The following is a 20,548-nucleotide window of genomic DNA, read 5'->3' on the forward strand; positions in this document are numbered from 1 at the left end:
CGGTTACCGCTTGTGGGCCATCGAACGAACTACGAGATCGCCGGTCGACTGGATCGCCTGAACCAACACGATCAAGATCACGACAGCGACGAACAACACCGGGGTGTTGAATCGTTGGTAGCCGTACTTGATCGCGAAGTCGCCGAGACCGCCGGCGCCGATGGCGCCTGCCATGGCTGAGAAACCGATCAGCATCACCGCCGTCAGGGTCGCTCCGGCTACCAATCCCGGAACTGATTCGGGCAGTAGGACCTTGGTGATGATGTCCTTGTCGGTGGCGCCCATGGATCGTGCTGCTTCGACGCGTCCGGAATCGACCTCACGCAGTGCGTTCTCGACGACGCGAGCGAAGAAGGGCACCGAGCCGATGGTCAGCGGGACGATCGCTGCCGTCGCCCCGAGCGCTGTTCCGACGATCGCCCGCGTCGCCGGGATGAGGAGGACCAACAGAATCACGAACGGCAGCGAACGGCCGATGTTCACCACGGTGCCCAGTACCGAATTGAGAACGCGGTTCGGACGGATTCCGTCGGGCGCGCTCGCGTGCAACAGAACGCCGAGGGCGATACCGATGATCACGGTGAGCACGAACGAGACGCCGACCATGTAGAGCGTGTCGAGTAGGGCTTCCCATGCTTCGCCCAGGGAATCCTGCCAGGACGTCTTGTTCATGAGAACGTCACCTTCACTCCGCGCTGCGAAAGATGTTCTTCGACAGACTTTCTTGTCTCTTCGTCGTTGGCGAGTCCGGTGTGCGAGGCGAACTCCACGCGAAGGCGGCCGACCTGATGGGCTCCGATGTCCTCGATACCGCCGGAGATCACGGTGACGTCGACATCGAGATCACGCGAGAGTTGGGAAATCACGGGCGAGGTCGACAGCGAATCGACAAAGGTGAGGAGTGCCGGAATTCCGGTCGGGGACGTTCGCACCGTTCCGGTCGGCAGTAGCGCCTCGCCGAGGGGTGAGTCCGGGTCCGCAACCAGTTCGGTGAGCGTTCCCTCGTCGACGATACGTCCCTGGTCGATCAGGGCGGCGCGGTGACAGATCCGTCGAACCACGTTGAGCTCGTGGGTGATCAGAACGATGGTCACACCCAGACGTCGATTGAGGTCGGCGAGCAGGTCGAGGATCGAATCGGTCGTATCCGAGTCGAGGGCGCTCGTGGCTTCGTCGCACAGGAGGACATCGGGAGAAGCCGCCAAGGCCCTCGCGATCCCGACCCGTTGTTTCTGTCCGCCGGACAGTTGCGAAGGGAAGGCGTCACGTCGGTCTTCCAGGCCGACCAACTCGATCAGCTCGTCGACGCGGGCACGGCGATCTGCCCGCGAGTACCCCGCCACTTCGAGAGGAAAGGCGATGTTGGCGGCGACCGAGCGGGAGTGCAGCAGGTTGAAATGCTGGAACACGACACCGATCCGCTTGCGTGCATCGCGCAACTGCGCCGGGCTCAACGCGGTCAGATCGGTGTCGCCCAACAGAATCCGGCCACTGGTCGGGCGTTCGAGCAGGTTGAGGCAGCGCAGCAGAGTCGATTTACCGGCGCCGCTCTTGCCGATGATGCCGAAGATCTCGCCGTCTTCGATTTTCAGGGACACGGAATCGAGTGCATGCAGAACTTTTGTGCCGCTGCCGTATTCCTTGGAGACCGATTCGATCGAGAAGACCATGACGGGTCTCGATCAGGTAGCGCTGGCCGGAATGACCGAGCCCTGGTAGGTCTGCTCGATGAACGTCGCGACGTCGGTGGACGTCAATGCCTCGGCCAACTTCTGCACTCGCGCATCGTTTTCGAGGGAGGTGCGAACCGTCAGGACGTTGGCGTACGGGTTGCCCTCGGCCTTCTCGAGCACCAGTGCGTCCTTGGCGGGATTGAGGCCGCCTTCGATTGCGTAGTTGCCGTTGATGATTGCGAGATCGACATTTCCGTCGTCGAGAGTGCGCGGAAGCTGCGGGGGATCGACCTGGGTGAACGTGAGTCCCTTGGGGTTGTCGATGATGTTCTTCTCGCTGATCTGCGTGATGTCGGTGCCGGGGGCTCCCAACTGCTGATCGAGCTTGATCAAACCGGCCTGCTGCAGCAGGTACAGCCCACGGGCGAAGTTCGTCACGTTGTTGGACAAAGCGACCGTTGCGCCCTGGCGCAGGTCGGCCAGGTTGGTGACCTTCTTGGAATATGCACCGAGGGGCTCGACGTGGACCTTCGCCACGGCGACCAGGTCGTCGACACCCTTTTCCTTCGACCACGATTCCTGATAGGGCACGTGCTGGAAGAAGTTGGCGTCGGTGTCGCCCGCTTCGAGCACCTCGTTGGCGTCGAGGTCGCCGGTGATCTCGCTGACCTCGATCTTGGTGTCGTCGAGCAGGCCCTTTTCTTCGACGAACTTCAAGATCTCGGCGTGCGGAACCGAAGAAGCGACGATGCGAAGGGGCGCGTTCTCATCGGAGGAGTTGTCGCTCGAGCACGCTGCGACGGTTCCGACTGCGACGGCGGCCACTGCGAAGGCAGCGAGGAATCTTCTGGTGCGCGAGCGTGACATGTGAATCTCCAAGACATAGCCGAACGTCACGCCGAGATGGCGTGACAGTTGCTGAACGCTAGCCCGGTAAACCTCCCGTGAGGAGATACAGAATCACCGCGATTTTTTCCTGTACCTATTGTCCGAGCAGGATGACCGGAACGTCCTCGGCAAAATCGACTACCAATTCGCGACGCGAGAACAGCCAGGTGCCGTCGACCTTTTCGAAGCTGTCCTGATAACGAATCTCGATCCGGTTGTCCCGGTGGCCCTCGCCCCGCGGATAGATGTGGTGAGCGGAGCAGTAGGCCTCACCGTGCGCGGTGGTGGGGCTGTCGAGGTCGAGGATCTGCTGCTCGACGATGTGCCGGGTCGAGTGCAGATGTGAGACGGCATCGACCACCGAACTGCTGACGACGGTGTTCCCACGTATCTCCGTCGGCGCATCCGTTCCGTTCAATGCCGGCGGCAAGACGAATGCCACGTCGTCAGTGAAGAGAGCCGCAAGCGCGGTGGTGTTTCGGCGGTCGACGGCCTGTGCATACCTGGCGGCCAAGTCGGTGAGAGCGACGCGATCCGAGGAGTCCATGCGCATATCTCACCCTATGTGACGCCGCTCATGTTTCGGCTTCCCGCTCAACGAGACATTCACAGCGCCCACCTGGGCATCTGGTTAGCGTCCAGACCAAGAGTTGCCAGCCATGAATGCCATAGGAGAAACAGCGATGGATCTGAGGGAATCGCCCGAGCAGCAGGAGCTCCGCAAGGAGTTGCGCGCGTACTTCGCGGCGCTGCTGCCGGAAGAGAAGCGTCGCGCGGCCGGCGAGCAAGGTGTGGGCGGCGAGTACTTCCGCGAGATCGTGAAGTTGCTGGGTAAGGACGGCTGGCTCGGCATCGGTTGGCCCAAGGAATTCGGTGGACAGGGCCGCTCCATCGAAGAACAGTTCGTGTTCTTCGACGAGGTTCAGCGCGCGGGACTGCCGTTCCCCTTCGTGACGGTCAATACCGTCGGACCGACGTTGATGAAGTACGGCACCGAAGAGCAGAAGGAACGATTCCTGCCCGGCATTCTTGCCGGCGACATCGTCTTCGCCATCGGCTACACCGAGCCCGAGGCCGGCACCGACCTCGCATCACTCAAGACTCGTGCGGTTCTCGACGGTGACGAGTGGATCGTCGACGGCAACAAGATCTTCACCAGTGGCGCAAACACTGCCGACTACGTGTGGCTGGCCTGCCGCACCGACGCGGACGCCCCCAAGCACAAGGGCATCTCGATCCTGATCGTCCCCACCGAGGACGCAGGCTTCGAGTGGTCACCGATCAACACCGTCGGCGGTTTGATGGTGACGTCGACGTACTACTCCGGCATTCGTGTTCCGTCGAAGGACGTTGTCGGCGAGGTCAACGGCGGCTGGCAGCTCATCACGGCTCAGCTCAATCACGAGCGAATCGGCTTGGCGGCCATCGGTGGTCGCACTTACGGTCTGTGGAACCTCGTTCTGGACTGGGCCAAGGAAAACGGTGCCATCAACATCCCGTGGGTGCAGCAGGACTTCGCTCGTACACACGCCAAGCTCGAGGCCATGCGCCTGCTGAACTGGAAGATGACGGCAGCCGTCGCACAGGACACGCTCTCCGGAGCCGACGCCGGCGCTACCAAGACGTACGGGACCGAGACTCACGTCGACGTCTACCGCACCCTGCTCGGAATTCTCGGCTCCGCCGGACGCATCCGCCCCGAGTCTCCGGGCGCTTTGCTTGCCGGTCAGATCGAGCAGATCTCGCGTCAGGGTGTCGTGAACACCTTCGGCGGCGGCGTCAACGAGGTTCTGCGTGACATGGTCGGCACCATCGGCTTGGGACTCGTTCGCGAAAAGAGGGTCAAGTGAGCGACATTTCGGCGCAACTCGACGCTTTTGTCGGCCAGACGCTTGTTCCCACAACCTGGGGACCCGACGAGGTCAACATCCCCATGATCCGGCATTGGGCCGAGACCATGGGCGATACCAACCCCGTCTACCTCGACGACGACGCTGCCCGCGCCACCGGCCGTGACGGCGTCGTCGCTCCGGCTCAGATGCTCCAGGTCTGGATCATGCGGACGTTCACCGACAAGATGGCGGGCAACGACCCGTCGCAGGTGTGGACCGATCTGATCGCCACCCTCGACGCTGCGGGCTACAGTTCCGTCGTCGCCACCGATTCCGATCAGGAGTTCTTCGCCGAACTGCGCCCAGGCGATCGCGTGAACTACACCGAGGTCATCGAGTCGATTTCCCCTGAAAAGAAGACCGGACTCGGCGTCGGACACTTCGTGACGACGCTCAAGACGTACCGCAACGGCGACGACGAAGTTGTCGGCACGCAGCGGTGGCGGACACTGCGGTTCAAGCCGCAGGAAGCCAAGGCCCCGGAGGCTCCGCGCGCATTGCGTCCGCGTCCGGCTCTCAACGCGGACAATGCTTTCTGGTTCGAAGCGGCCAAGGAGCACCGTCTGGTGATCCAGCGCTGCACGTCCTGCAAGACGTTGCGTCATCCCACCGGCCCGATGTGCGGCGAGTGCCAGTCACTCGAGTGGGACACGATCGACGCGTCGGGGCGTGGCACGGTGTACAGCTTCGTGGTCAATCATCACCCCAAGATCGACGCGTTCGACTACCCGCTCATCGTTGCGGTAATCGAACTCGAAGAGGGAACCCGATTGATCGCCAACATGGTGGGTATCGCGCCCGAAGATGTCGTGGTCGACATGCCCGTGGAACTTGACTGGATCGACGCCGACCCGGATCTGACGCTTCCCGCGTTCCGGCCGGCCGTACGCGAGGAGCACTGATGGACTTCAATTTCAGCGAAGAGCAGGACGCGATTCGCTCACTGGCCGACGAGGTCTTCACCAGCAAGGCAACGATCGAGCGCACCAAGGAGATCGAACTTTCCACCGAGCGTGTCGACCGCGAACTGTGGCGAGAACTCGCGAGTACCGGCCTGCTCGGTATCGCACTGCCCGAGGAGTTCGGCGGCGGCGGACTCGGCTTGTCCGAGCTGTACGCACTGCTGGAGGAGCAGGGCCGTCACGTTGCGGCCGTGCCGATCTGGGAAACGATCCTTGCGGCATTGGCTGTCAACGAGTTCGGTTCCGATTCCCTTCGTGCCGAGCTCCTTCCGAGTGTTGCCGACGGCAGTCGATTCCTGACCGTCGGGCTCGAGGAATTCGGGCCGTACACGGGCGGCGACCCGCTGACCACGGCCGAGCAGGACGCCGACGGCAACTGGACCGTGACGGGTGAGAAGGCAGTAGTGCCGATGACTCACGTCGCGAACCTTGCTCTCGTTTCGGCAACCGCTTCCACCGGTACGGCACTGCTGCTTGTGGATCTGAGTGCCGAAGGAGTGACGCTCGAACAGACGCAGTCCACCAACTGGGAGATCTGTGCCAACGTCACCTTTGCCGGTGCCCCCGCGCAGCTGATCGGTGCGGCTGACGGCACCACGGTTCCGTGGCTGATCGACCGAGTTGAGCTGGCATTGGCCGCAATTCAATGGGGTGTCGGCTCGGGTGCAGTCGCGCAGGCTGTCACGTACCTGAACGGCCGCAAGCAGTTCGGCCGTCCGCTGGCGACCTTCCAGGCCGTCAATCATCAACTCGCTGACTGCTACATCGATCTCGAAGCGATGAGGGTGACACTATGGCAGGCCGCCTGGCGTATCTCCGAGGGATTGGATCTCGGCACCTCGGTACTGGTCGCCAAGTGGTGGGCAACCGACGGCGGACAGCGCGTCGTGCATCGCACCACGCATGTCCACGGCGGTATGGGCGTCGACACCGACTACCCGGTTCACCGTCACCTCTTGTGGGGCAAGCAGATTGCTGCCACCCTCGGCGGTTCCAGCTCCGATCTCGCGCGTCTGGGTGCGCAGCTCGCATCCGGTGTGGAGGTGCTCGCATGACCGTTCTTGCCGGTCGTAGTTACGCAGACGTCGTTGTCGGAGAGGCATTGCCCGAGTTGGCGATCCCGTTGACCCGTACGTTGATCGTCGCCACCGCAATCGCCACCCGCGATTTCCAGGACGTGCACCACGATCCGAGCCTGGCCCAGGAGCGCGGCTCCAAGGATGTCTTCATGAACATCCTCACGAGCAACGGTCTTGTCGGTCGATACGTCACGGACTGGGCCGGATCTGCATCGACCCTGCGCCGCATCGCCATTCGTCTCGGGGCGCCCAACTACCCGGGTGACACCATGACGATGACCGGTGAGGTCGTGTCCAAGGAAGACGGAGTGGTCGTGGTCAAGGTGCAGGGTGCAAACAGCCTCGGCAATCATGCATCCGGCACCGTCGCAGTCGCTTTCAAGGAAGAGGAGAGGCCCTGATGGCGATCAGCCCACTCTCGGGAGCCGCCGCCATCGTCGGCATCGGATCCACCGAGTTCTCCAAGAACTCCGGCCGCACCGAACTGCAGTTGGCGTGTGAGGCCATCGTCGCGGCACTCGCTGACGCCGGTATCGATCCGTCCGAGGTCGACGGTCTGTCCACCTACACGTCGGAGACAAACGGCGAAGCCATTGTGGCTCGCAACTGTGGCCTCGGCGAGCTGAAGTTCTTCTCGCGCATTCACTACGGCGGCGGCGCCGCGTGTGCCACCGTGCAGCAGGCGGCCATGGCAGTTGCGACGGGTGTTGCCGACGTCGTGGTTTGTTACCGCGCCTTCAACGAGCGCTCCGGTGTGCGCTACGGCCTTGGGCAGCACGATCGCCCCATGGACAGCACCGCGGATCGCGCGGCATATGCGTGGATGACTCCGCAGGGATTGTCGACTCCCGCTCAGTGGGTCGCCCTGTTCGCCCGCCGCTACATGCACCAGTACGGTGCGACGAGTGAGGACTTCGGACGAGTTGCAGTGGTGGCGCGCAAGCATGCCGCCAACAACCCGGCTGCCTGGTTCTACGAGCGTCCGATCACACTCGAAGACCATCAGAACTCGCGCTGGATCGCCGAGCCTCTGCACCTGCTCGACTGCTGCCAGGAAACCGACGGCGGCCAGGCATTGGTCATCGTCTCTGCCGAGCGTGCAAAGGATCTGGCCAACAAGCCCGTCATCATCAAGGGCGCCGCTCAGGGCAGTAGCAAGGATCAGCACATGATGACCAGCTACTACCGTCCTGACATCTCGGGTATCCCGGAGATGGGCCTGGTTGCTCGTCAGTTGTACGGCCAGAGCGGCCTGACCCCTGATGACATCAACGCCGCGATTCTGTACGACCACTTCACCCCGTTGGTGCTTCCGCAGCTCGAAGAACTGGGCTTCTGCAAGCCAGGCGAAGCCAAGGACTTCATTCGCGAAGGCAACCTCGAGATCGGTGGACGCTTGCCGTCCAACACTCACGGTGGTCAGGTCGGCGAGGCATACCTGCACGGCGTCAACGGAATTGCCGAAGGTGTGCGACTGGTCCGAGGAACGTCGACCAATCAGCCCGATGGCGTCGAAAACGTCTTGGTCACAGCCGGAACGGCAGTGCCCACCAGCGGTCTCGTTCTAGGCGCTGTTTAAGAGAGGAAATGACAGTGACAACTTCGGAAGCTGCGAAGACCGCCGGCGATTGGCGCGGAGCCGATCTCGGCACCCGCACCGTGGCGTACACCGAGCGCGACGCGATCTTGTACGCACTCGCCGTGGGCGCCAAGTCAACCGAGCTGGACCTCGTCTTCGAGGATCAGCTTCGGGTACTGCCGACTTTTGCTCTGACGCTGGCACAGTGGGCTCCCGACGCTCTGGGCTCGGCGGGCGCCTTCGACACCTCGACGGCACTGCACGGCTCGCAAGAGTTGAAAGTGCTTGCTCCGCTTCCGCGTAGCGGTGAGGTGACGTTGAAGGCTTCGGTCGGCGAGGTGTGGGACAAGGGCGCAGCAGCGGTGTTCGAAGTGAAGGTGGAATGCGAGTACTTCGTCGCGACCTGGTCACTTTTTGCTCCCGGTGCCGGTGGATTCGGCGGAGAACGTGGACCCTCACGTCCGGCGGAGCCGACCGGTGAGCCTTCGCTGACCGGTGTGCTGACCACAGCGGAGAACCAGACGGCGATGTACCGGCTCCTGGGCGACAAACACCACATCCACATCGATCCCGAGGCTGCGGCGCGGATCAACCAGCCGCGTCCGATCATGCACGGGCTGTGCACGTTGGCCGCCAGCACACTCGAGCTTGCTCGGGTCGCCGGAGTGCATCCGGCTGATCTTGTCAGTCTCGAGGGCCGATTCGCTGCGGCGATCCATCCGGGTGAGTCGCCGTCCATCGTTGCGTGGGGAACTCCCGACGACCTGGCCTTCCAGGTCACCAAGGGTGATCAGGTAGCGATTTCCGGTGCACGAGTGAGCTTCTCCGCCCACTAGTCCCTCCAGACTCAACTGCGGGGTGCTTGACCCCTTGTCGCGCCCCGCAGTTGTTTGCACGAAGAAGCAGCCCCTGAGCGATTCGCTCAGGGGCTGCTCTGTGCTTGTGTTCAGTCCTGATGGGTCGCCATGTAGCGAGCCGGGTACTCACCGCCGCCGTGAACGGCGATGTCGGCGCCGTTCACGTACGAGGAGAGTGGGCTCGCCAGGAACAGGCAGGAGTTTGCGATATCGGCCGGGACGGCCATGCGCTCCATCGGAATGGTCCTGGTGACCGCCGCGCCGCCGTCGGCGCCGTAGACCTCGGCGGCAGCCTCGGTACGGATCAGGCCGGTGGTGATGTGGTTGATCCGGACCTTCGGCGCCCATTCGAGGGCCAATGCCTTGGTCAGAACGAGGAGGCCGGCCTTGGCTGCGCTGTACGCCGCGGTTCCGGGCTGCGGATCGATTGCCGAGACACTGCCGATGTTGATGATGGCACCGCCGTCGTCCTGAGTCTGCATCACTGCGTTGGCGGCCTGGGCAACGTTGAAGGGTGCCAACAGGTTCAGGGCCACGATCTTCTCGACGAAGCGGGGTGACACCGTCGCAGCATCGGCATCGGGGGAGCCGCCGGCGTTGTTGACCAGGACGTCCAGACGGCCGAAGCGCTCGACGGCATCCTGGACGAGGGCTGCGGCGTCGGCGGGATCGCGGACGTCAGTGGCGCGAAAGGCTGCGCTACGGCCGTCGGCGGTGGGTAGGTTTTCGGGCTCGTTACGGCCACAGACCAGCACGTTCGCACCCGCGGCGAGGAAGGTTTCGGCGATGACGTAGCCGATGCCTTTGGTGCCGCCGGTGACGATCACCGAGCGTCCGCTGAAATCGACGGGGTTGGGCAGTGTCACGGTGGAGCCTTCCTGGTGCGGTGCCGAGCTGAATTGCCGCCCAATGTGATTGACGCGACGTGGTCGCACACCTTAGGGTCAAGCAAGTGCTTGGTTGTTTTGTAGGTCGAGTGTAGACGACAAACGGCGGCAGTCACCAGAATCGACCGGTCCCTCCCGCAAAGGGACCTCTGCGTCGACAGACATTGGAGTAGTCACATGGGCAAGCTCGAAGGCAAAGTTGCACTCATCACGGGTGCGGGTCAGGGAATCGGGCAGGGGATTGCCCTGGCCTTGGCCAAAGAGGGCGCCGTGATCGCCGTTGCCGGTCGCACCGAATCCAAGTTGCACACCACCTGCGGACTACTCGCTGACATCGGTGCGCGCGGTGAGGCCGTGGTTTGTGACGTCAGTAAGAAGGACGACATCACGGCGGCCGTGGACCGAACCGTCGAACTGTTCGGCGGAATCGACATCCTGGTCAACAACGCCAACGACTGCAAGCCCGGCCCGCTCTTGAGCGTGCTGGACGAAGACTTCGAGCGTTCTTTCGCGACGGGCCCACTCGCCACCCTGCGCATGATGCAGGCGTCGTACCCGCACATGAACAGTCGTGGGGGCGGCGTCATCATCAACATGGTCACCTCGGCCGCCGTGCGCTGGGATGCCAGTAACTACGGCGCTTACGGTTCCATCAAGGAAGGCATGCGCTCGTTGACCCGCGCTGCCGCCTGTGAATGGGGCAAGGACAACATCCGCGTTCTCAATGTCGCCCCGCACGCCAAGACCCCCGCGTTGCAGTGGTGGATGGACAAGAATCCGGAAGAGGCTGCGGCTTTTGTCGCGGGTATCCCGCTGGGACGCGTCGGAGATCCCGAGACCGACATCGGTCGTGCCGTCGTCTTCCTCGTCAGCGAAGACGCCGGTTACCTGACGGGTGCCACGATCCCGCTCGACGGCGGTCAGTCGCGCTGGGGCTGACCGCCATCGACTCGATCAGGTCATCACGGCGCCGCCGTCGACGGCAATCGTCTGCCCGGTGACGTTGCGAGCCTTGTCGCTGAGCAAGAACACGACCATCTCGGCGATGTCTCCGGGCGTCTGGGCTCGACCCATCGGAACCATTTGGGCAACAAAAGAATCGAAGACATCAGCATCGGAAACGCCCGCTAGTGCAGCATCGCGCCGACGCAGTTCCTTGATGGTTCGCAGCCACATGTCGGTGAGGATCAGCCCGGGCATGACCGTGTTCGAACGGAGCCCTCGAGTCGCGCCGATCCGGGCGACGCTGTGACTCATCTCGATCACGGCGACCTTCGACGGTCCGTAGTGCGCGAGCATGTCACCGCCCAAGCGGGCACCGATCGACGCCAAGGCTTTCCAGGCGTGCTGCGGTGTCGGCGAGTGCAGCCTCTTCGATGTCGAGTAGAAGCAGGGTGCCGAAGTCCTCGGCAAGCCGCTCGGCAATAGCGGCGCCCAACCCGGCCGCTGCGCCCGTGACAATGGCTACGGGCGCGCTCACGGCAGGTGCGTTTCGAGCAGTGGGGCAAGCAGTTCGGCTGCGCGCGCTGCCGTGATGACCTCGCTCGGATCCACCTTGGTGACGACTTTCGAAGCAGAATCTTCGTAGACGTGCTCACCGATGAGTCGACCCTGCTCGTCGTACGGCCAGACGAATGCCAAGGTCCGACGCACGAGATACCAACCGTCGGAGTCGATGCCCGACGACTGTTCAGGGGCTGCGGACGTGGATCCGCCCGATTCGTGCACCGCGCCGAACACCCCGTCTCCGAGGATCGATCCAGGAACGAATTGACTGAAGAGTGTCTCACCCGAGAACCCGCTGTCCGATACCGCGAAGTCGGACTTCCCGGTCCACATGACAAGGGTGTCCGTCTCGGCGAGTGACTGGTAGAAGTTGGTGACGGCGTCCATGCCGTCGAGGACAATCGACTGACCGTCTTCGAACAACCGGTAGACGGGTTCTTCGACGGTCATGTCCGGCGAGAGGATTTCCTTGTAGCGACCGGAGACCTCGAGCAAGGCGTGGCGTCGGTAGTTACGGAGGATCTTCTGGTGCCGCGGATTGTCGATGGTTTCCAATTGCTTTTCGACGCCATCCATCATGTGGACGAATTCGTGCTCGTACCTGCTCATCACATCTCCTGGTTTCGCAGATTCGGCGGGCTGTCCGGATCTGCGACAACTGTGACCTGGCGAGGCATTCGCTGTACATGTAGATCTTCGTTCGAGAATTGCCAGTTTGCTTAACTTCACTGTTCAGATACCGTGATGGTCGTCACTTTAAGTCGGGCGGCGGGCCGAAAACAACCGAATGGACGGTAATGAAGAAGGCGAGAAGAGGCGAAGATCTGAATCTGCGTTTGGTGTCCTCGTTGCTCGTCGTCGTGGCGGAAGGGCACTTCGGGCGAGCGGCAGACCGGCTGTTCGTCACCGCGCCCGCCCTCAGTCAGCAGATTCGTCGACTCGAGGAGCAGGTGGGAGTCGAGTTGGTCGATCGCAGTTCGCATCCGGTGGTGCTCACCGCCGCGGGTGAGGTGTTCGTCGCGGATGCGCGGCCCGCTCTCGAGTTTGCCGTTCGCGCGATGAACGGTCTCGACGCACTCGAGCGTCGGCGGGCCAGGCGGTTGCGGATCGGATTCATCAACGGGGCTGCCGGGAGTTTGGGGCGTGCGGTGATCGATTCGTTGCATGCGGAGGTGGAGCTCGTCCAGTTGGATTGGTCCCAACAGGTTTCGGCGGTGGCGAGCGCGACCGTCGACGCGGCATTCGTGCGACCGCCACTGCCGGTGCTCGACGGTGTGGTGCTCGAACGGATAGGCGTCGAACCGCGGGTGGTGGCTCTGCCTCGAGGGCACCAACTGGCGGGTCGCGCGAGCATCGAAATTTCTGAAATAGATGGGACTGTGCAGGTTTCGAGTGACGGCGCACCACCCGAATGGGTGAAATGGTGGTCGGTGGACCCGCGCCCGAGTGGTGTACCCGTCCGGTACGGTCCCTCGGTCCGCACGATGGACGAAGCACTCGAGGTTGTCGCCAACGGTCGGGCGGTGGTGATAACGGCAGCAACCATTGCCGAGTACTACACCCGCTCGGATATCAGTTTCGTGCGCATTTCCGACATCGAGCAGTGTTCGATCGATCTGTGTACCCGCGAGGGCGACAGCAGTCCGGCAGTGATCGAGCTACGCAAAGCTGTTTCAGCCCTCGGTGCCGCCAGGTGATTGCCGTGTCCTGATGTGATGCGCATGTACTCGGATGAAATACGCATTCTTGCCGTCTTCGTTTTAGTCAGTTAGACTAAAACCATGAAAACGATCAGCACGGCACTTGAAATCGTCGAGGCAGCGCGAGTTTCGGCCGATGTGTTCGGGGGAGACTCCAGCGATCACGACACCCGTCGCGCTGCGAAGCGTCGTTTTCATCGGCTCGCCTCCGCCATTCATCCGGACCGGGCGAAGCCCGAAGATCGGGTGCGATACTCGGCCGCAACATCTCGGTTGAACGAGCTTTACCGCAGTTGGGCAGCGGAGTTCGAGCCGGCAGATTCTCGACCCGTTTATGTCGGCGAGCGGGGCGAGTACACGTTGGGTGGACTGGTAGCGCGCGGCTCGGTCGCTAACCTGTACCGGTCCGATGCCGGTGTCGTACTGAAGATTCCGCGAAACCCTCGGGCGAACTCGATGATCGAGGCTGAACGGAACGTGTTGACGGACATCGAGAATTCGTGCGAAGCCGGTTGGGCAGTCTCGTACTTCCCGCGATTGATCGATCAAATCACCCATGTGGGCAGCGGCACGAGACGTCAGATCGATGTGTTGGACGATCTGACCGAAGGTTTTGTGAGTCTCGCCGAGGTCCGTGAGGCGTATCCAGGTGGCCTCGATCCACGGGACTGGGCGTGGATGCACCGACGGCTACTTCGTGCTCTGGCAGCAGCGCATGCGACTGGTTGGGTGCACACCGCGATTACCGCGGAGAACGTGCTGATCGAGCCTGATCGGCACGGGGTGGTGCTGGTCGGCTGGTCCTTTGCCACCCGTACGGGCAGCCGCCCGGTGGCGACGATCGGTTCCGATCGTGATTCGTACCCACCGGAACTCGGCGAAGGAGCGTCTCCGGCCTGGGACGTGTACATGGCTCATCATTTGATGCTCCGAATGCTGGGCGAGCAGACCCACGAACGGATGAAGGCGTTTGCCGACGGCTGCATGCAGGACAACCCGAGATTGCGTCCCGACGCGGTCGACCTACTTGGCGAGTTCGACGAACTCCTCGATCTTCTCTATGGCCAGCGGACATTTCGTCCGTTCGCCGTTCCATCCACGAAAGGACAGTGATTGTCATGGGCTACGGATACTGGGACGACAACACCTATTTGGCGGGCAAGACTTTTCGTGCCGCACGCGGTGTCGACGATTTCGGTTACACCGATTCGCTTCGGTCGCGTCCGCGAAGCAGTTGGAAAGCGGACCCGACCCTCGACCCCTTCGGCGTCGACAAGCGTGAATGCCGAGACTCGGACGGGCACCCCGATTCTCTCCCGATAGCAGTGCTTTTCGATGTCACCGGCTCGATGGGCGCTGTTCCTCGAATCATGCAGGACAAGCTCGGAAAGCTGCACGGGCTGCTGCAACGCAAGGGATATGCGGATGATCCGCAGATTCTGTTCGGTGGTATCGGCGACGCCGATTCCGATCAGGTGCCACTACAAGTCGGCCAGTTCGAGTCGGGTAACGCGATGGACGAGCAGCTTCGGACCATCTTCCTCGAGGGCAACGGTGGTGGTCAGAAGTCGGAAAGCTATGAATTGGCCGCATATTTCGTGGCACGTCACACCAGTACGGATGCCTGGGAGAAGCGCGGAAGGAAAGGCTACCTCTTCATCATCGGCGACGAGCTGAACAAGCCGCGGCTCTCGGCTCGTCACATCCGTTCGGTGATCGGGGACAAGGTACGTCAGGACGTGTCGGTGCCGTCGATCTACCGTGAACTCGAAGAAAGATGGAACGTCTACTTCGTTCTGCCGGATCAGTCGTCGTACTTCAACGATCCGGAAATCGCGGATCACTGGAAGACGTTGCTCGGTGAACGCTTCGTCAAACTCGACGATCCCGCCGCGGTGTGCGAACTGATCGCGCTGACGGTCGGAATCGGCGAGGACCGCATCGACCTGCGTGACGGACTGGCGGATCTCCGCGACATCGGTTCAAGAGCTGAAGCCGAGACTGTCGGAAAGGCTCTCGCCCTGATTCCAGGGCGCAGCACCGCGACGGTGGCCGGGTTGCCTCGCGATCTCGGAACCTGCACGGACGATGTCGATTTCGCCTAGAAGGAGAACATGATGGAGCCGTTCGAAGACCGCGATATCGTCGTCGTAGACCTCGGGTTCGGAGATGCAGGGAAGGGGGCAACCGTCGATTGGCTTTGCTCCGATCGAGCCGATCTGAATGTGGCCGCAGTGGTCCGCTTCAACGGTGGGGCACAGGCAGCGCACAACGTGACGGTCGGCGAGCGCCACCACACGTTTTCGCAGTTCGGCTCGGGAACGCTGTCCGGCGTCCCGACGTTTCTCTCGAGATTCGTGTTGGTCGAACCCATCGCGCTCGCACGGGAAGCGCGTGCACTGGAAGCGCTCGGAGTTCGAAATCCGTTCGATCTGATACGGATCGACGCGCGCGCATTGTTGACGACACCGATCCACGTGGCCGCCAACAGGGCCCGCGAGGATGCTCGCGGCGGTAACCGACACGGCTCGTGTGGCAAGGGGATCGGTGAGACCGCGGCGTATGCGCTCGAAGTTGCGAGTGCGCCTACGGTGGGAGACTGCCGGCGACCTGATTCCTTGCGTCGTAAGTTGTCGGCGTTGGCCACATTCTACGGACCGTTGATCGCGGAGAGTCGCCACGGGTTTCCGCCGATCGACGACATGGTCGACATGTACGCCGAATTCGGTGCCGTCGTGGACATCTCCGACCCGGATGCGCTGGGCGCGTTGGGTGCCGGTGGTCGTCTGGTGTTCGAGGGGGCACAAGGTGTCCTTCTCGACGAGTGGCGGGGGTTTCACCCACACACCACGTGGTCGACGGTCGAGCCGTCCAACGCGCGAGTGATGATCGACGAGTTGGGCCGGGACAGTTACGTACTCGGCGTCACCCGCACGTACATGACACGACACGGAGCTGGGCCGTTCCCGACGGAGGATCCGGAGCTGGCGAAGGTGTTGCCCGAGCTGCACAACGGGACGGGTGAGTATCAAGGCGGATTCCGGACGGGCCACTTCGACGAGTTGTTGTTGCACTACGCAATCGAGGTGAGCGGTGGCGTCGACGGCTTAGCGCTTACTCATCTCGACGCGATGGATCGCGCGCGGGCTGCAGGCATCCCGATCCACGGGGTGCACGCGTACGAAGGATTGCCGTTCGTTCCCGTCGGAGAGTGGAAGGATCTCGATCACCAGCAGGCGCTGACAGATTCCCTGAAAGCCGTAGGGGTCGTGCCGAAGGAACTTCCGGCCGACCCGGAGGATTTCGCCCGGTATCTGAGCGAGGAAATGGGTGCGCCGGTAGTGCTGACCGCGAACGGTGCCGACCGGGTCGATCGTCAGATGCGATGCCCAGTGCCTGCATGATGGACGGTGTGGACCAGTCACTTGTCTCGATCGATGTCATCGCGCTCCGGTTCGGCAATCCGGAACCCGGGATGTTGCGATTTGCCGTCACTCCGCGGCAAGCGGAGCCGTACACCGGGCAGTTGGCGCTGCCCGGTGTACTGCTGGGCGCCGGTGAGCGGCTGCAGGACGCCGCCAGGCGAGCCGTGACCACCAAGCTCGGAATTCCCGACGAGAAGATCCTCGTCAGCGGTCAATTGACCGTGTTCGACGAACCCAATCGCGACCCCCGCGGTCCGACGCTCTCGGTGACCATGTGGGCAGTGATCTCGTCGGACGAAGTGCCGGGTTCGGCCGAATGGGTGAGCTGGGACAACCCGGGGGACCTTGCGTTCGACCACAATCGGATAGTCGCCGATACCCGCCCGATCCTTGCTGACACCCTGTTGTGGCGAGATCAGGCTTTCACGCGGGCACTACTGGGTCCGTCGTTTCCGGCGTCGTACGCGCTGGCGGTGGCGGAGGAGCTTTCCGGTGTGCGTCCGGACCCGGGCAACTTGAACCGGACGCTCAAAGCGTTGCCAGGGCTGGAACGTACGGACGAACGAGTCCGGGTCAGTGCCACCGGGCGACCCGCGGTGGTCTGGGCGTGGACCGAAAACAGCTGACCTACCTCAGAAGTTGCCCCGCGCGGCCTGCTCACGCTCGATCGCTTCGAACAGGGCTTTGAAGTTTCCCAGTCCGAATCCCAGTGAGCCGTGGCGTTCGATGATCTCGAAGAACACGGTGGGACGATCTCCGATCGGCTTGGTGAAGATCTGAAGAAGATAGCCGTCCTCGTCGCGGTCGACGAGGATGCCTCGCTTCTGCAATTCCTCGATCGGAACTCGAACCTCTCCGATACGCGCGCGCAGTTCGGGATCCTCGTAATACGAAGCAGGAGTGGAGAGAAACTCGATTCCTTCGTCGACCAGAGCGTCGACTGCTCCGAGGATGTCGTTGGTCGCAAGTGCGAGATGCTGAGCGCCGGGACCTTGGTAGAACTCGAGGTACTCGTCGATCTGTGACCGCTTCTTCGCGATGGCAGGTTCGTTGAGTGGGAACTTGACTCGGTGATTGCCGCTCGAGACGACCTTGCTCATCAGCGCGGAGTAGTCGGTGGCTATGTCGCCGCCCACGAACTCGGCCATGTTGGTGAATCCCATGACCCGGTTGTAGAAGTCGACCCACTGGTCCATCTTGCCGAGTTCGACATTGCCTACGACGTGGTCGAGGGCCTGGAAGATTCGCTTGGGCGCGCCGTCACGCTTGCGGTACGACGACGTCCGTTCGACATAGCCGGGGAGGTAAGGGCCGGTGTAGCGGGAACGGTCGACGAGGGTGTGCCGAGTCTCGCCGTACGTCGCGATGCTGGCCAGGCGAACGGTGCCGTGCTCGTCGGTGACGTCGTGCGGTTCGCTCAACACCGTCGCGCCTTGGGTGATGGCGTGTGCGATGCACTTGTCCACGTCAGGGACGCTGAGCGCGATGTCGCGGATACCGTCGCCGTGACGGCTGTGATGTTCGATCAGCGGACTTGCCGGATCCACAGCGCCCTTGACGACAAACCGCACGGCCCCGCTTTTGAGTACAAACGCGTGGTGGTCGCGGTTTCCCGTCGACGGGCCTGAATAGGCCACCAATTCCATGCCGAACGCGGACTGGAAGAAATGTGAAGTCTGCGTGGCATTGCCGACGATCCATTCGAGGCCGTCCCAACCGCTCACGGGGAAGGGATCGTGATCGCTGTCGTACTCGACCAAGCCGACCAACTGGCGCAATTGCTCCAGATCCAGGCCGGCCAGCTGTTCGTCGTCGGTGAGAGTCTGTTCGACGGTCATGTTGAGTCCCCTCTGAGTGCGATGTACACAGCGCGGTGCTCGAGTTATGTTCGGCACTGCCAGTACAAACAGATAAGTCCTTCAAAGGTTGGGTAGTCAACGGAGGTAGTTGAAAGTAGACACAACGCCGGAATGCGAAGATGGTGGCACTGTTTTGTAGGCAATTTGCATAGTTGAACGACGAGTGGAGCAGACGTGAATCTCGACGCAGTGGATCTGGCTCTGTTGGACGCGATGAACAAGCACCCGAGGGCCGGTGCGTTGGAGCTTTCGCGTCAGGTCAAGGTGGCGCGGGCGACAGTGCAGGCGAGATTGAAAAGGATGGAAGATGCGGGCGTCATCGCCGGATACGCGCCGCACATCAATTTGGCTGCAGCGGGTTTCGGAGTACAAGCATTCGTGACTTTGCAGATCGCCCAGGGGGCGCTCGACACCGTCACCGCGGAACTCGAGGCAATCCCCGGTGTGCTCGAAGCCTTTGCCACCACAGGCTCCGGCGACGTGCTGTGCCGGATTGCCGCTGCGTCGCACGAGGATTTGCAAGCGACGCTGCTCGAACTGAATCGGTCGGGGATAGCCACCCGGTCGACCAGCGTCATGGTTCTCTCGGTTGTGGTGCCGCTCCGGTCGATGCCCTTACTGCAGACTCTGCAATCGGAGCAGACGACCAAGGCCCCGGCATACCGACGAGGCGGTCAGTCTCGCTGACGACCCGGAGCCCAGAATCCCAGAACGATCGCGGATACCCACATGATCGCGGTGAGCGTGAGTGCTCCTTGATCCATGCCTTTGATGAAGGCTTCACGGGCGAATTCGGCCAACTGGGCACCCTGCGGCCCGGCTGCTTCGGCGACATGGAGAGCGGCGGCCAGAGAACCGGATACCGGTTCCTTGGCGGGTTCGGGCAGCAAGTCGACCGCGGGCTGGACGTGATTGCCATAGCCGGCGGCGAGGATACTTCCCGCCAGTGCAACGCCGATGGCAGAGCCGATCTCACGGGTTGCGTCGTTGACTGCTGAGGCAACACCCTGTTTGGAGTCTGGTGCGTTGGAGACGATGGCAGCAGTGGCGGGGGTTGTCGACAAGCCCAATCCGATAGCGGCTACTACCAAGGGGACACAGACTTCGGCGTAGGTCGAACTGGCGTCCAAGCGCGTCAAAAGCGCAATTCCGGTTCCGAGGAAGGCAACACCGGTGGCGGTGAGAGCGCGAAGGCCGATACGCGGAATCAGTAGGGGCGCAACCACGGACAGCGCCATCACCGGCACAGCGATCGGCATGAGGGCGAGCGCCGATTGCAGGGGGGAGTAGTCGAGCACCAGTTGGAGATACTGCACGATCAGGAAGAACAAGCCGAAAGTCGCCAGGAATTGCAGGGTCAGTGACGCTGCGCCGCTGCCGAATGCGCGATTGGCGAACAGCCTCACGTCCAGAAGTGGATGGCGAGTATGTAATTCGACCCAGCTGAATACCGCGGCCATGGCAATTCCGCCGACCAGCAACGCGAGAACTACCGGATCGAGCCAACCACGGGCCGGCGCCTCGATCATCCCCAGGACGAACAGTCCGATCGAGCCGGCGATCAGCGCTGTACCAGGTAGATCGAGTGGAGTTGCCTCCGTGTCCTTCGACGTCACGATCGTGAACGACACCACGAGGATGAGGACCGAGACGACGGCCAGGCTGACGAAAATCGAATGCCAGGACCATTTTTCGAGGAGTAGCCCGGAGACGACGAGTCCGGCGATTGCACCGGACCCTGCGACGCCGGACCAGACTCCGACGGCACGGGCACGCTGCGCCGGCGGGAAACCTGCAGTGAGTAGAGACAGCGTCGCCGGCATGACAAATGCGGCGCCGACGCCGGAGATCACGCGGGAGACGATGATCCACGACGGTTCGTCCGCGAAGACCGGAATCGACGAGCCGGCAGCAAAAACGAGTAGTCCGAACATGAGCAGTTCTCGTCGACCGTATCGATCGCCGAGTGCGCCCGCCGGCAACAAGAGACAAGCCAGCGTGAGCGTGTACCCGTCCACGATCCACGTGAGCTGGCTCTGTGTTGCACCGGTATCGCGGGCCAAGTCGGGAAGGGCCGTGTTGAGAGCGGCCATCGCTGCGACGACCAGCGCGACGGCGCAGCACGCGACCGTCAGCATCCAGATCTGTCGGATGGTCCACGTGGACTGTTCGAGCGTCGTATCGCTACTCACGAAACCTCCCGATAGAAACAAGACCATCAGTATCGTTACAAGAACAGCA

The 20,548-nt window shown here is 62.3% G+C and carries 23 protein-coding genes; 13 read left to right on the plus strand and 10 right to left on the minus strand.

What is annotated here, in order from left to right:
- Positions 1-3: 3 nt before the first annotated feature.
- The 4 genes from QM596_RS04505 to QM596_RS04520 form a co-directional block, all read right to left on the minus strand.
- Positions 4-672: a methionine ABC transporter permease gene (locus QM596_RS04505; RefSeq protein WP_007732650.1), complete on the minus strand. Its 669-nt coding sequence runs from the start codon at positions 670-672 to the stop codon at positions 4-6.
- On the minus strand, positions 669-1,670 hold the full coding sequence (locus tag QM596_RS04510) for a methionine ABC transporter ATP-binding protein (RefSeq protein WP_020970795.1): 1,002 nt from the start codon (positions 1,668-1,670) through the stop codon (positions 669-671). The genes QM596_RS04505 and QM596_RS04510 overlap by 4 nt, the downstream gene beginning before the upstream one ends.
- Positions 1,671-1,682: 12 nt before the next feature.
- Positions 1,683-2,540: a MetQ/NlpA family ABC transporter substrate-binding protein gene (locus tag QM596_RS04515; RefSeq protein ID WP_283308239.1), complete on the minus strand. Its 858-nt coding sequence runs from the start codon at positions 2,538-2,540 to the stop codon at positions 1,683-1,685.
- 115 nt (positions 2,541-2,655) lie between these two features.
- Positions 2,656-3,114, minus strand: a complete 459-nt coding sequence (locus QM596_RS04520) for a nuclear transport factor 2 family protein (RefSeq protein ID WP_019745302.1) — start codon at positions 3,112-3,114, stop codon at positions 2,656-2,658.
- Positions 3,115-3,244: 130 nt separating this feature from the next.
- On the opposite strand from QM596_RS04520, the gene QM596_RS04525 reads away from it, so the two are divergent.
- Genes QM596_RS04525 through QM596_RS04550 form a run of 6 tightly spaced genes read left to right on the plus strand, consistent with a single transcriptional unit; the run spans position 3,245 to position 8,909 of the window.
- Entirely contained in the window at positions 3,245-4,411 is a 1,167-nt protein-coding gene (locus QM596_RS04525; RefSeq protein ID WP_020970792.1) for an acyl-CoA dehydrogenase family protein, read from the plus strand.
- Complete coding sequence (locus tag QM596_RS04530) at positions 4,408-5,355, plus strand: bifunctional MaoC family dehydratase N-terminal/OB-fold nucleic acid binding domain-containing protein (RefSeq protein WP_133727097.1); 948 nt, start codon at positions 4,408-4,410, stop codon at positions 5,353-5,355. Before QM596_RS04525 ends, QM596_RS04530 begins: the two co-directional genes overlap by 4 nt.
- Positions 5,355-6,470 carry an acyl-CoA dehydrogenase family protein gene (locus QM596_RS04535; protein ID WP_283308241.1) on the plus strand — a complete coding sequence of 372 codons (1,116 nt, stop codon included), beginning with the start codon at positions 5,355-5,357 and terminating at the stop codon, positions 6,468-6,470. Before QM596_RS04530 ends, QM596_RS04535 begins: the two co-directional genes overlap by 1 nt.
- On the plus strand, positions 6,467-6,895 hold the full coding sequence (locus tag QM596_RS04540) for a MaoC family dehydratase (RefSeq protein ID WP_003940399.1): 429 nt from the start codon (positions 6,467-6,469) through the stop codon (positions 6,893-6,895). Before QM596_RS04535 ends, QM596_RS04540 begins: the two co-directional genes overlap by 4 nt.
- Positions 6,895-8,073, plus strand: coding sequence for a lipid-transfer protein (locus QM596_RS04545; RefSeq protein WP_283308243.1), 1,179 nt, complete (start codon positions 6,895-6,897; stop codon positions 8,071-8,073). The genes QM596_RS04540 and QM596_RS04545 overlap by 1 nt, the downstream gene beginning before the upstream one ends.
- 14 nt (positions 8,074-8,087) lie before the next feature.
- Positions 8,088-8,909 (plus strand): MaoC/PaaZ C-terminal domain-containing protein, encoded by an 822-nt coding sequence (locus QM596_RS04550; RefSeq protein ID WP_046380053.1) that lies wholly within the window; start codon positions 8,088-8,090, stop codon positions 8,907-8,909.
- A gap of 110 nt (positions 8,910-9,019) precedes the next feature.
- Here QM596_RS04550 and QM596_RS04555 read toward each other — a convergent pair whose 3' ends face one another.
- Positions 9,020-9,796, minus strand: coding sequence for an SDR family oxidoreductase (locus QM596_RS04555; RefSeq protein WP_003940546.1), 777 nt, complete (start codon positions 9,794-9,796; stop codon positions 9,020-9,022).
- Positions 9,797-9,994: 198 nt separating this feature from the next.
- On the opposite strand from QM596_RS04555, the gene QM596_RS04560 reads away from it, so the two are divergent.
- Positions 9,995-10,756 (plus strand): SDR family NAD(P)-dependent oxidoreductase, encoded by a 762-nt coding sequence (locus tag QM596_RS04560; protein ID WP_020909130.1) that lies wholly within the window; start codon positions 9,995-9,997, stop codon positions 10,754-10,756.
- Between the two features lie 15 nt (positions 10,757-10,771).
- On the opposite strand, the gene QM596_RS04565 is transcribed toward QM596_RS04560, so the two are convergent.
- Genes QM596_RS04565 through QM596_RS04575 form a run of 3 tightly spaced genes read right to left on the minus strand, consistent with a single transcriptional unit; the run spans position 10,772 to position 11,932 of the window.
- A complete protein-coding gene (locus QM596_RS04565) occupies positions 10,772-11,116 on the minus strand; it encodes an SDR family NAD(P)-dependent oxidoreductase (RefSeq protein ID WP_283308244.1) in 345 nt (114 codons plus the stop codon).
- A 1-nt stretch (position 11,117) separates the two neighbouring features.
- Positions 11,118-11,297: an SDR family NAD(P)-dependent oxidoreductase gene (locus tag QM596_RS04570; RefSeq protein WP_020909129.1), complete on the minus strand. Its 180-nt coding sequence runs from the start codon at positions 11,295-11,297 to the stop codon at positions 11,118-11,120.
- Entirely contained in the window at positions 11,294-11,932 is a 639-nt protein-coding gene (locus tag QM596_RS04575) for a hypothetical protein (protein ID WP_283308245.1), read from the minus strand. Before QM596_RS04575 ends, QM596_RS04570 begins: the two co-directional genes overlap by 4 nt.
- A gap of 188 nt (positions 11,933-12,120) precedes the next feature.
- Between QM596_RS04575 and QM596_RS04580 the strand changes: the two genes are divergently transcribed.
- The 5 genes from QM596_RS04580 (at position 12,121) to QM596_RS04600 (ending at position 17,074) form a co-directional block, all read left to right on the plus strand.
- A complete protein-coding gene (locus QM596_RS04580) occupies positions 12,121-13,020 on the plus strand; it encodes a LysR family transcriptional regulator (RefSeq protein ID WP_020970785.1) in 900 nt (299 codons plus the stop codon).
- 84 nt (positions 13,021-13,104) lie between these two features.
- Positions 13,105-14,136: a hypothetical protein gene (locus QM596_RS04585; protein ID WP_283308246.1), complete on the plus strand. Its 1,032-nt coding sequence runs from the start codon at positions 13,105-13,107 to the stop codon at positions 14,134-14,136.
- 5 nt (positions 14,137-14,141) lie between these two features.
- A complete protein-coding gene (locus QM596_RS04590) occupies positions 14,142-15,128 on the plus strand; it encodes a hypothetical protein (protein ID WP_283308247.1) in 987 nt (328 codons plus the stop codon).
- 9 nt (positions 15,129-15,137) lie between these two features.
- On the plus strand, positions 15,138-16,427 hold the full coding sequence (locus QM596_RS04595; protein WP_502943365.1) for an adenylosuccinate synthetase: 1,290 nt from the start codon (positions 15,138-15,140) through the stop codon (positions 16,425-16,427).
- Positions 16,424-17,074, plus strand: a complete 651-nt coding sequence (locus tag QM596_RS04600) for an NUDIX hydrolase (protein WP_020909123.1) — start codon at positions 16,424-16,426, stop codon at positions 17,072-17,074. The genes QM596_RS04595 and QM596_RS04600 overlap by 4 nt, the downstream gene beginning before the upstream one ends.
- Before the next feature lie 6 nt (positions 17,075-17,080).
- On the opposite strand, the gene hppD is transcribed toward QM596_RS04600, so the two are convergent.
- Positions 17,081-18,286: a 4-hydroxyphenylpyruvate dioxygenase gene (gene hppD / locus QM596_RS04605; protein WP_007732631.1), complete on the minus strand. Its 1,206-nt coding sequence runs from the start codon at positions 18,284-18,286 to the stop codon at positions 17,081-17,083.
- Positions 18,287-18,481: 195 nt separating this feature from the next.
- On the opposite strand from hppD, the gene QM596_RS04610 reads away from it, so the two are divergent.
- Positions 18,482-18,994 (plus strand): Lrp/AsnC family transcriptional regulator, encoded by a 513-nt coding sequence (locus QM596_RS04610; protein ID WP_003939810.1) that lies wholly within the window; start codon positions 18,482-18,484, stop codon positions 18,992-18,994.
- Here the strand turns inward: QM596_RS04610 and QM596_RS04615 are convergent.
- Positions 18,982-20,526 carry an MFS transporter gene (locus QM596_RS04615; RefSeq protein ID WP_283308248.1) on the minus strand — a complete coding sequence of 515 codons (1,545 nt, stop codon included), beginning with the start codon at positions 20,524-20,526 and terminating at the stop codon, positions 18,982-18,984. The two genes, QM596_RS04610 and QM596_RS04615, sit on opposite strands and share 13 nt — an antisense overlap.
- Positions 20,527-20,548: the final 22 nt, after the last annotated feature.

The organism is Rhodococcus sp. IEGM 1406, assembly GCF_030056745.1.
Lineage (GTDB): Bacteria > Actinomycetota > Actinomycetes > Mycobacteriales > Mycobacteriaceae > Rhodococcus_F > Rhodococcus_F erythropolis.

Coding starts and splice junctions, on each gene's coding strand:
- QM596_RS04505 (WP_007732650.1), bottom strand. CDS start 672: ATGAACAAGACGTCCTGGCAGGATTCCCTGGGCGAAGCATGGGAAGCC.
- QM596_RS04510 (WP_020970795.1), bottom strand. CDS start 1,670: ATGGTCTTCTCGATCGAATCGGTCTCCAAGGAATACGGCAGCGGCACA.
- QM596_RS04515 (WP_283308239.1), bottom strand. CDS start 2,540: ATGTCACGCTCGCGCACCAGAAGATTCCTCGCTGCCTTCGCAGTGGCC.
- QM596_RS04520 (WP_019745302.1), bottom strand. CDS start 3,114: ATGCGCATGGACTCCTCGGATCGCGTCGCTCTCACCGACTTGGCCGCC.
- QM596_RS04525 (WP_020970792.1), top strand. CDS start 3,245: ATGGATCTGAGGGAATCGCCCGAGCAGCAGGAGCTCCGCAAGGAGTTG.
- QM596_RS04535 (WP_283308241.1), top strand. CDS start 5,355: ATGGACTTCAATTTCAGCGAAGAGCAGGACGCGATTCGCTCACTGGCC.
- QM596_RS04540 (WP_003940399.1), top strand. CDS start 6,467: ATGACCGTTCTTGCCGGTCGTAGTTACGCAGACGTCGTTGTCGGAGAG.
- QM596_RS04545 (WP_283308243.1), top strand. CDS start 6,895: ATGGCGATCAGCCCACTCTCGGGAGCCGCCGCCATCGTCGGCATCGGA.
- QM596_RS04560 (WP_020909130.1), top strand. CDS start 9,995: ATGGGCAAGCTCGAAGGCAAAGTTGCACTCATCACGGGTGCGGGTCAG.
- QM596_RS04565 (WP_283308244.1), bottom strand. CDS start 11,116: ATGCTCGCGCACTACGGACCGTCGAAGGTCGCCGTGATCGAGATGAGT.
- QM596_RS04575 (WP_283308245.1), bottom strand. CDS start 11,932: ATGAGCAGGTACGAGCACGAATTCGTCCACATGATGGATGGCGTCGAA.
- QM596_RS04580 (WP_020970785.1), top strand. CDS start 12,121: ATGAAGAAGGCGAGAAGAGGCGAAGATCTGAATCTGCGTTTGGTGTCC.
- QM596_RS04585 (WP_283308246.1), top strand. CDS start 13,105: ATGAAAACGATCAGCACGGCACTTGAAATCGTCGAGGCAGCGCGAGTT.
- QM596_RS04590 (WP_283308247.1), top strand. CDS start 14,142: ATGGGCTACGGATACTGGGACGACAACACCTATTTGGCGGGCAAGACT.
- QM596_RS04595 (WP_502943365.1), top strand. CDS start 15,138: ATGATGGAGCCGTTCGAAGACCGCGATATCGTCGTCGTAGACCTCGGG.
- QM596_RS04600 (WP_020909123.1), top strand. CDS start 16,424: ATGATGGACGGTGTGGACCAGTCACTTGTCTCGATCGATGTCATCGCG.
- hppD (WP_007732631.1), bottom strand. CDS start 18,286: ATGACCGTCGAACAGACTCTCACCGACGACGAACAGCTGGCCGGCCTG.
- QM596_RS04615 (WP_283308248.1), bottom strand. CDS start 20,526: ATGGTCTTGTTTCTATCGGGAGGTTTCGTGAGTAGCGATACGACGCTC.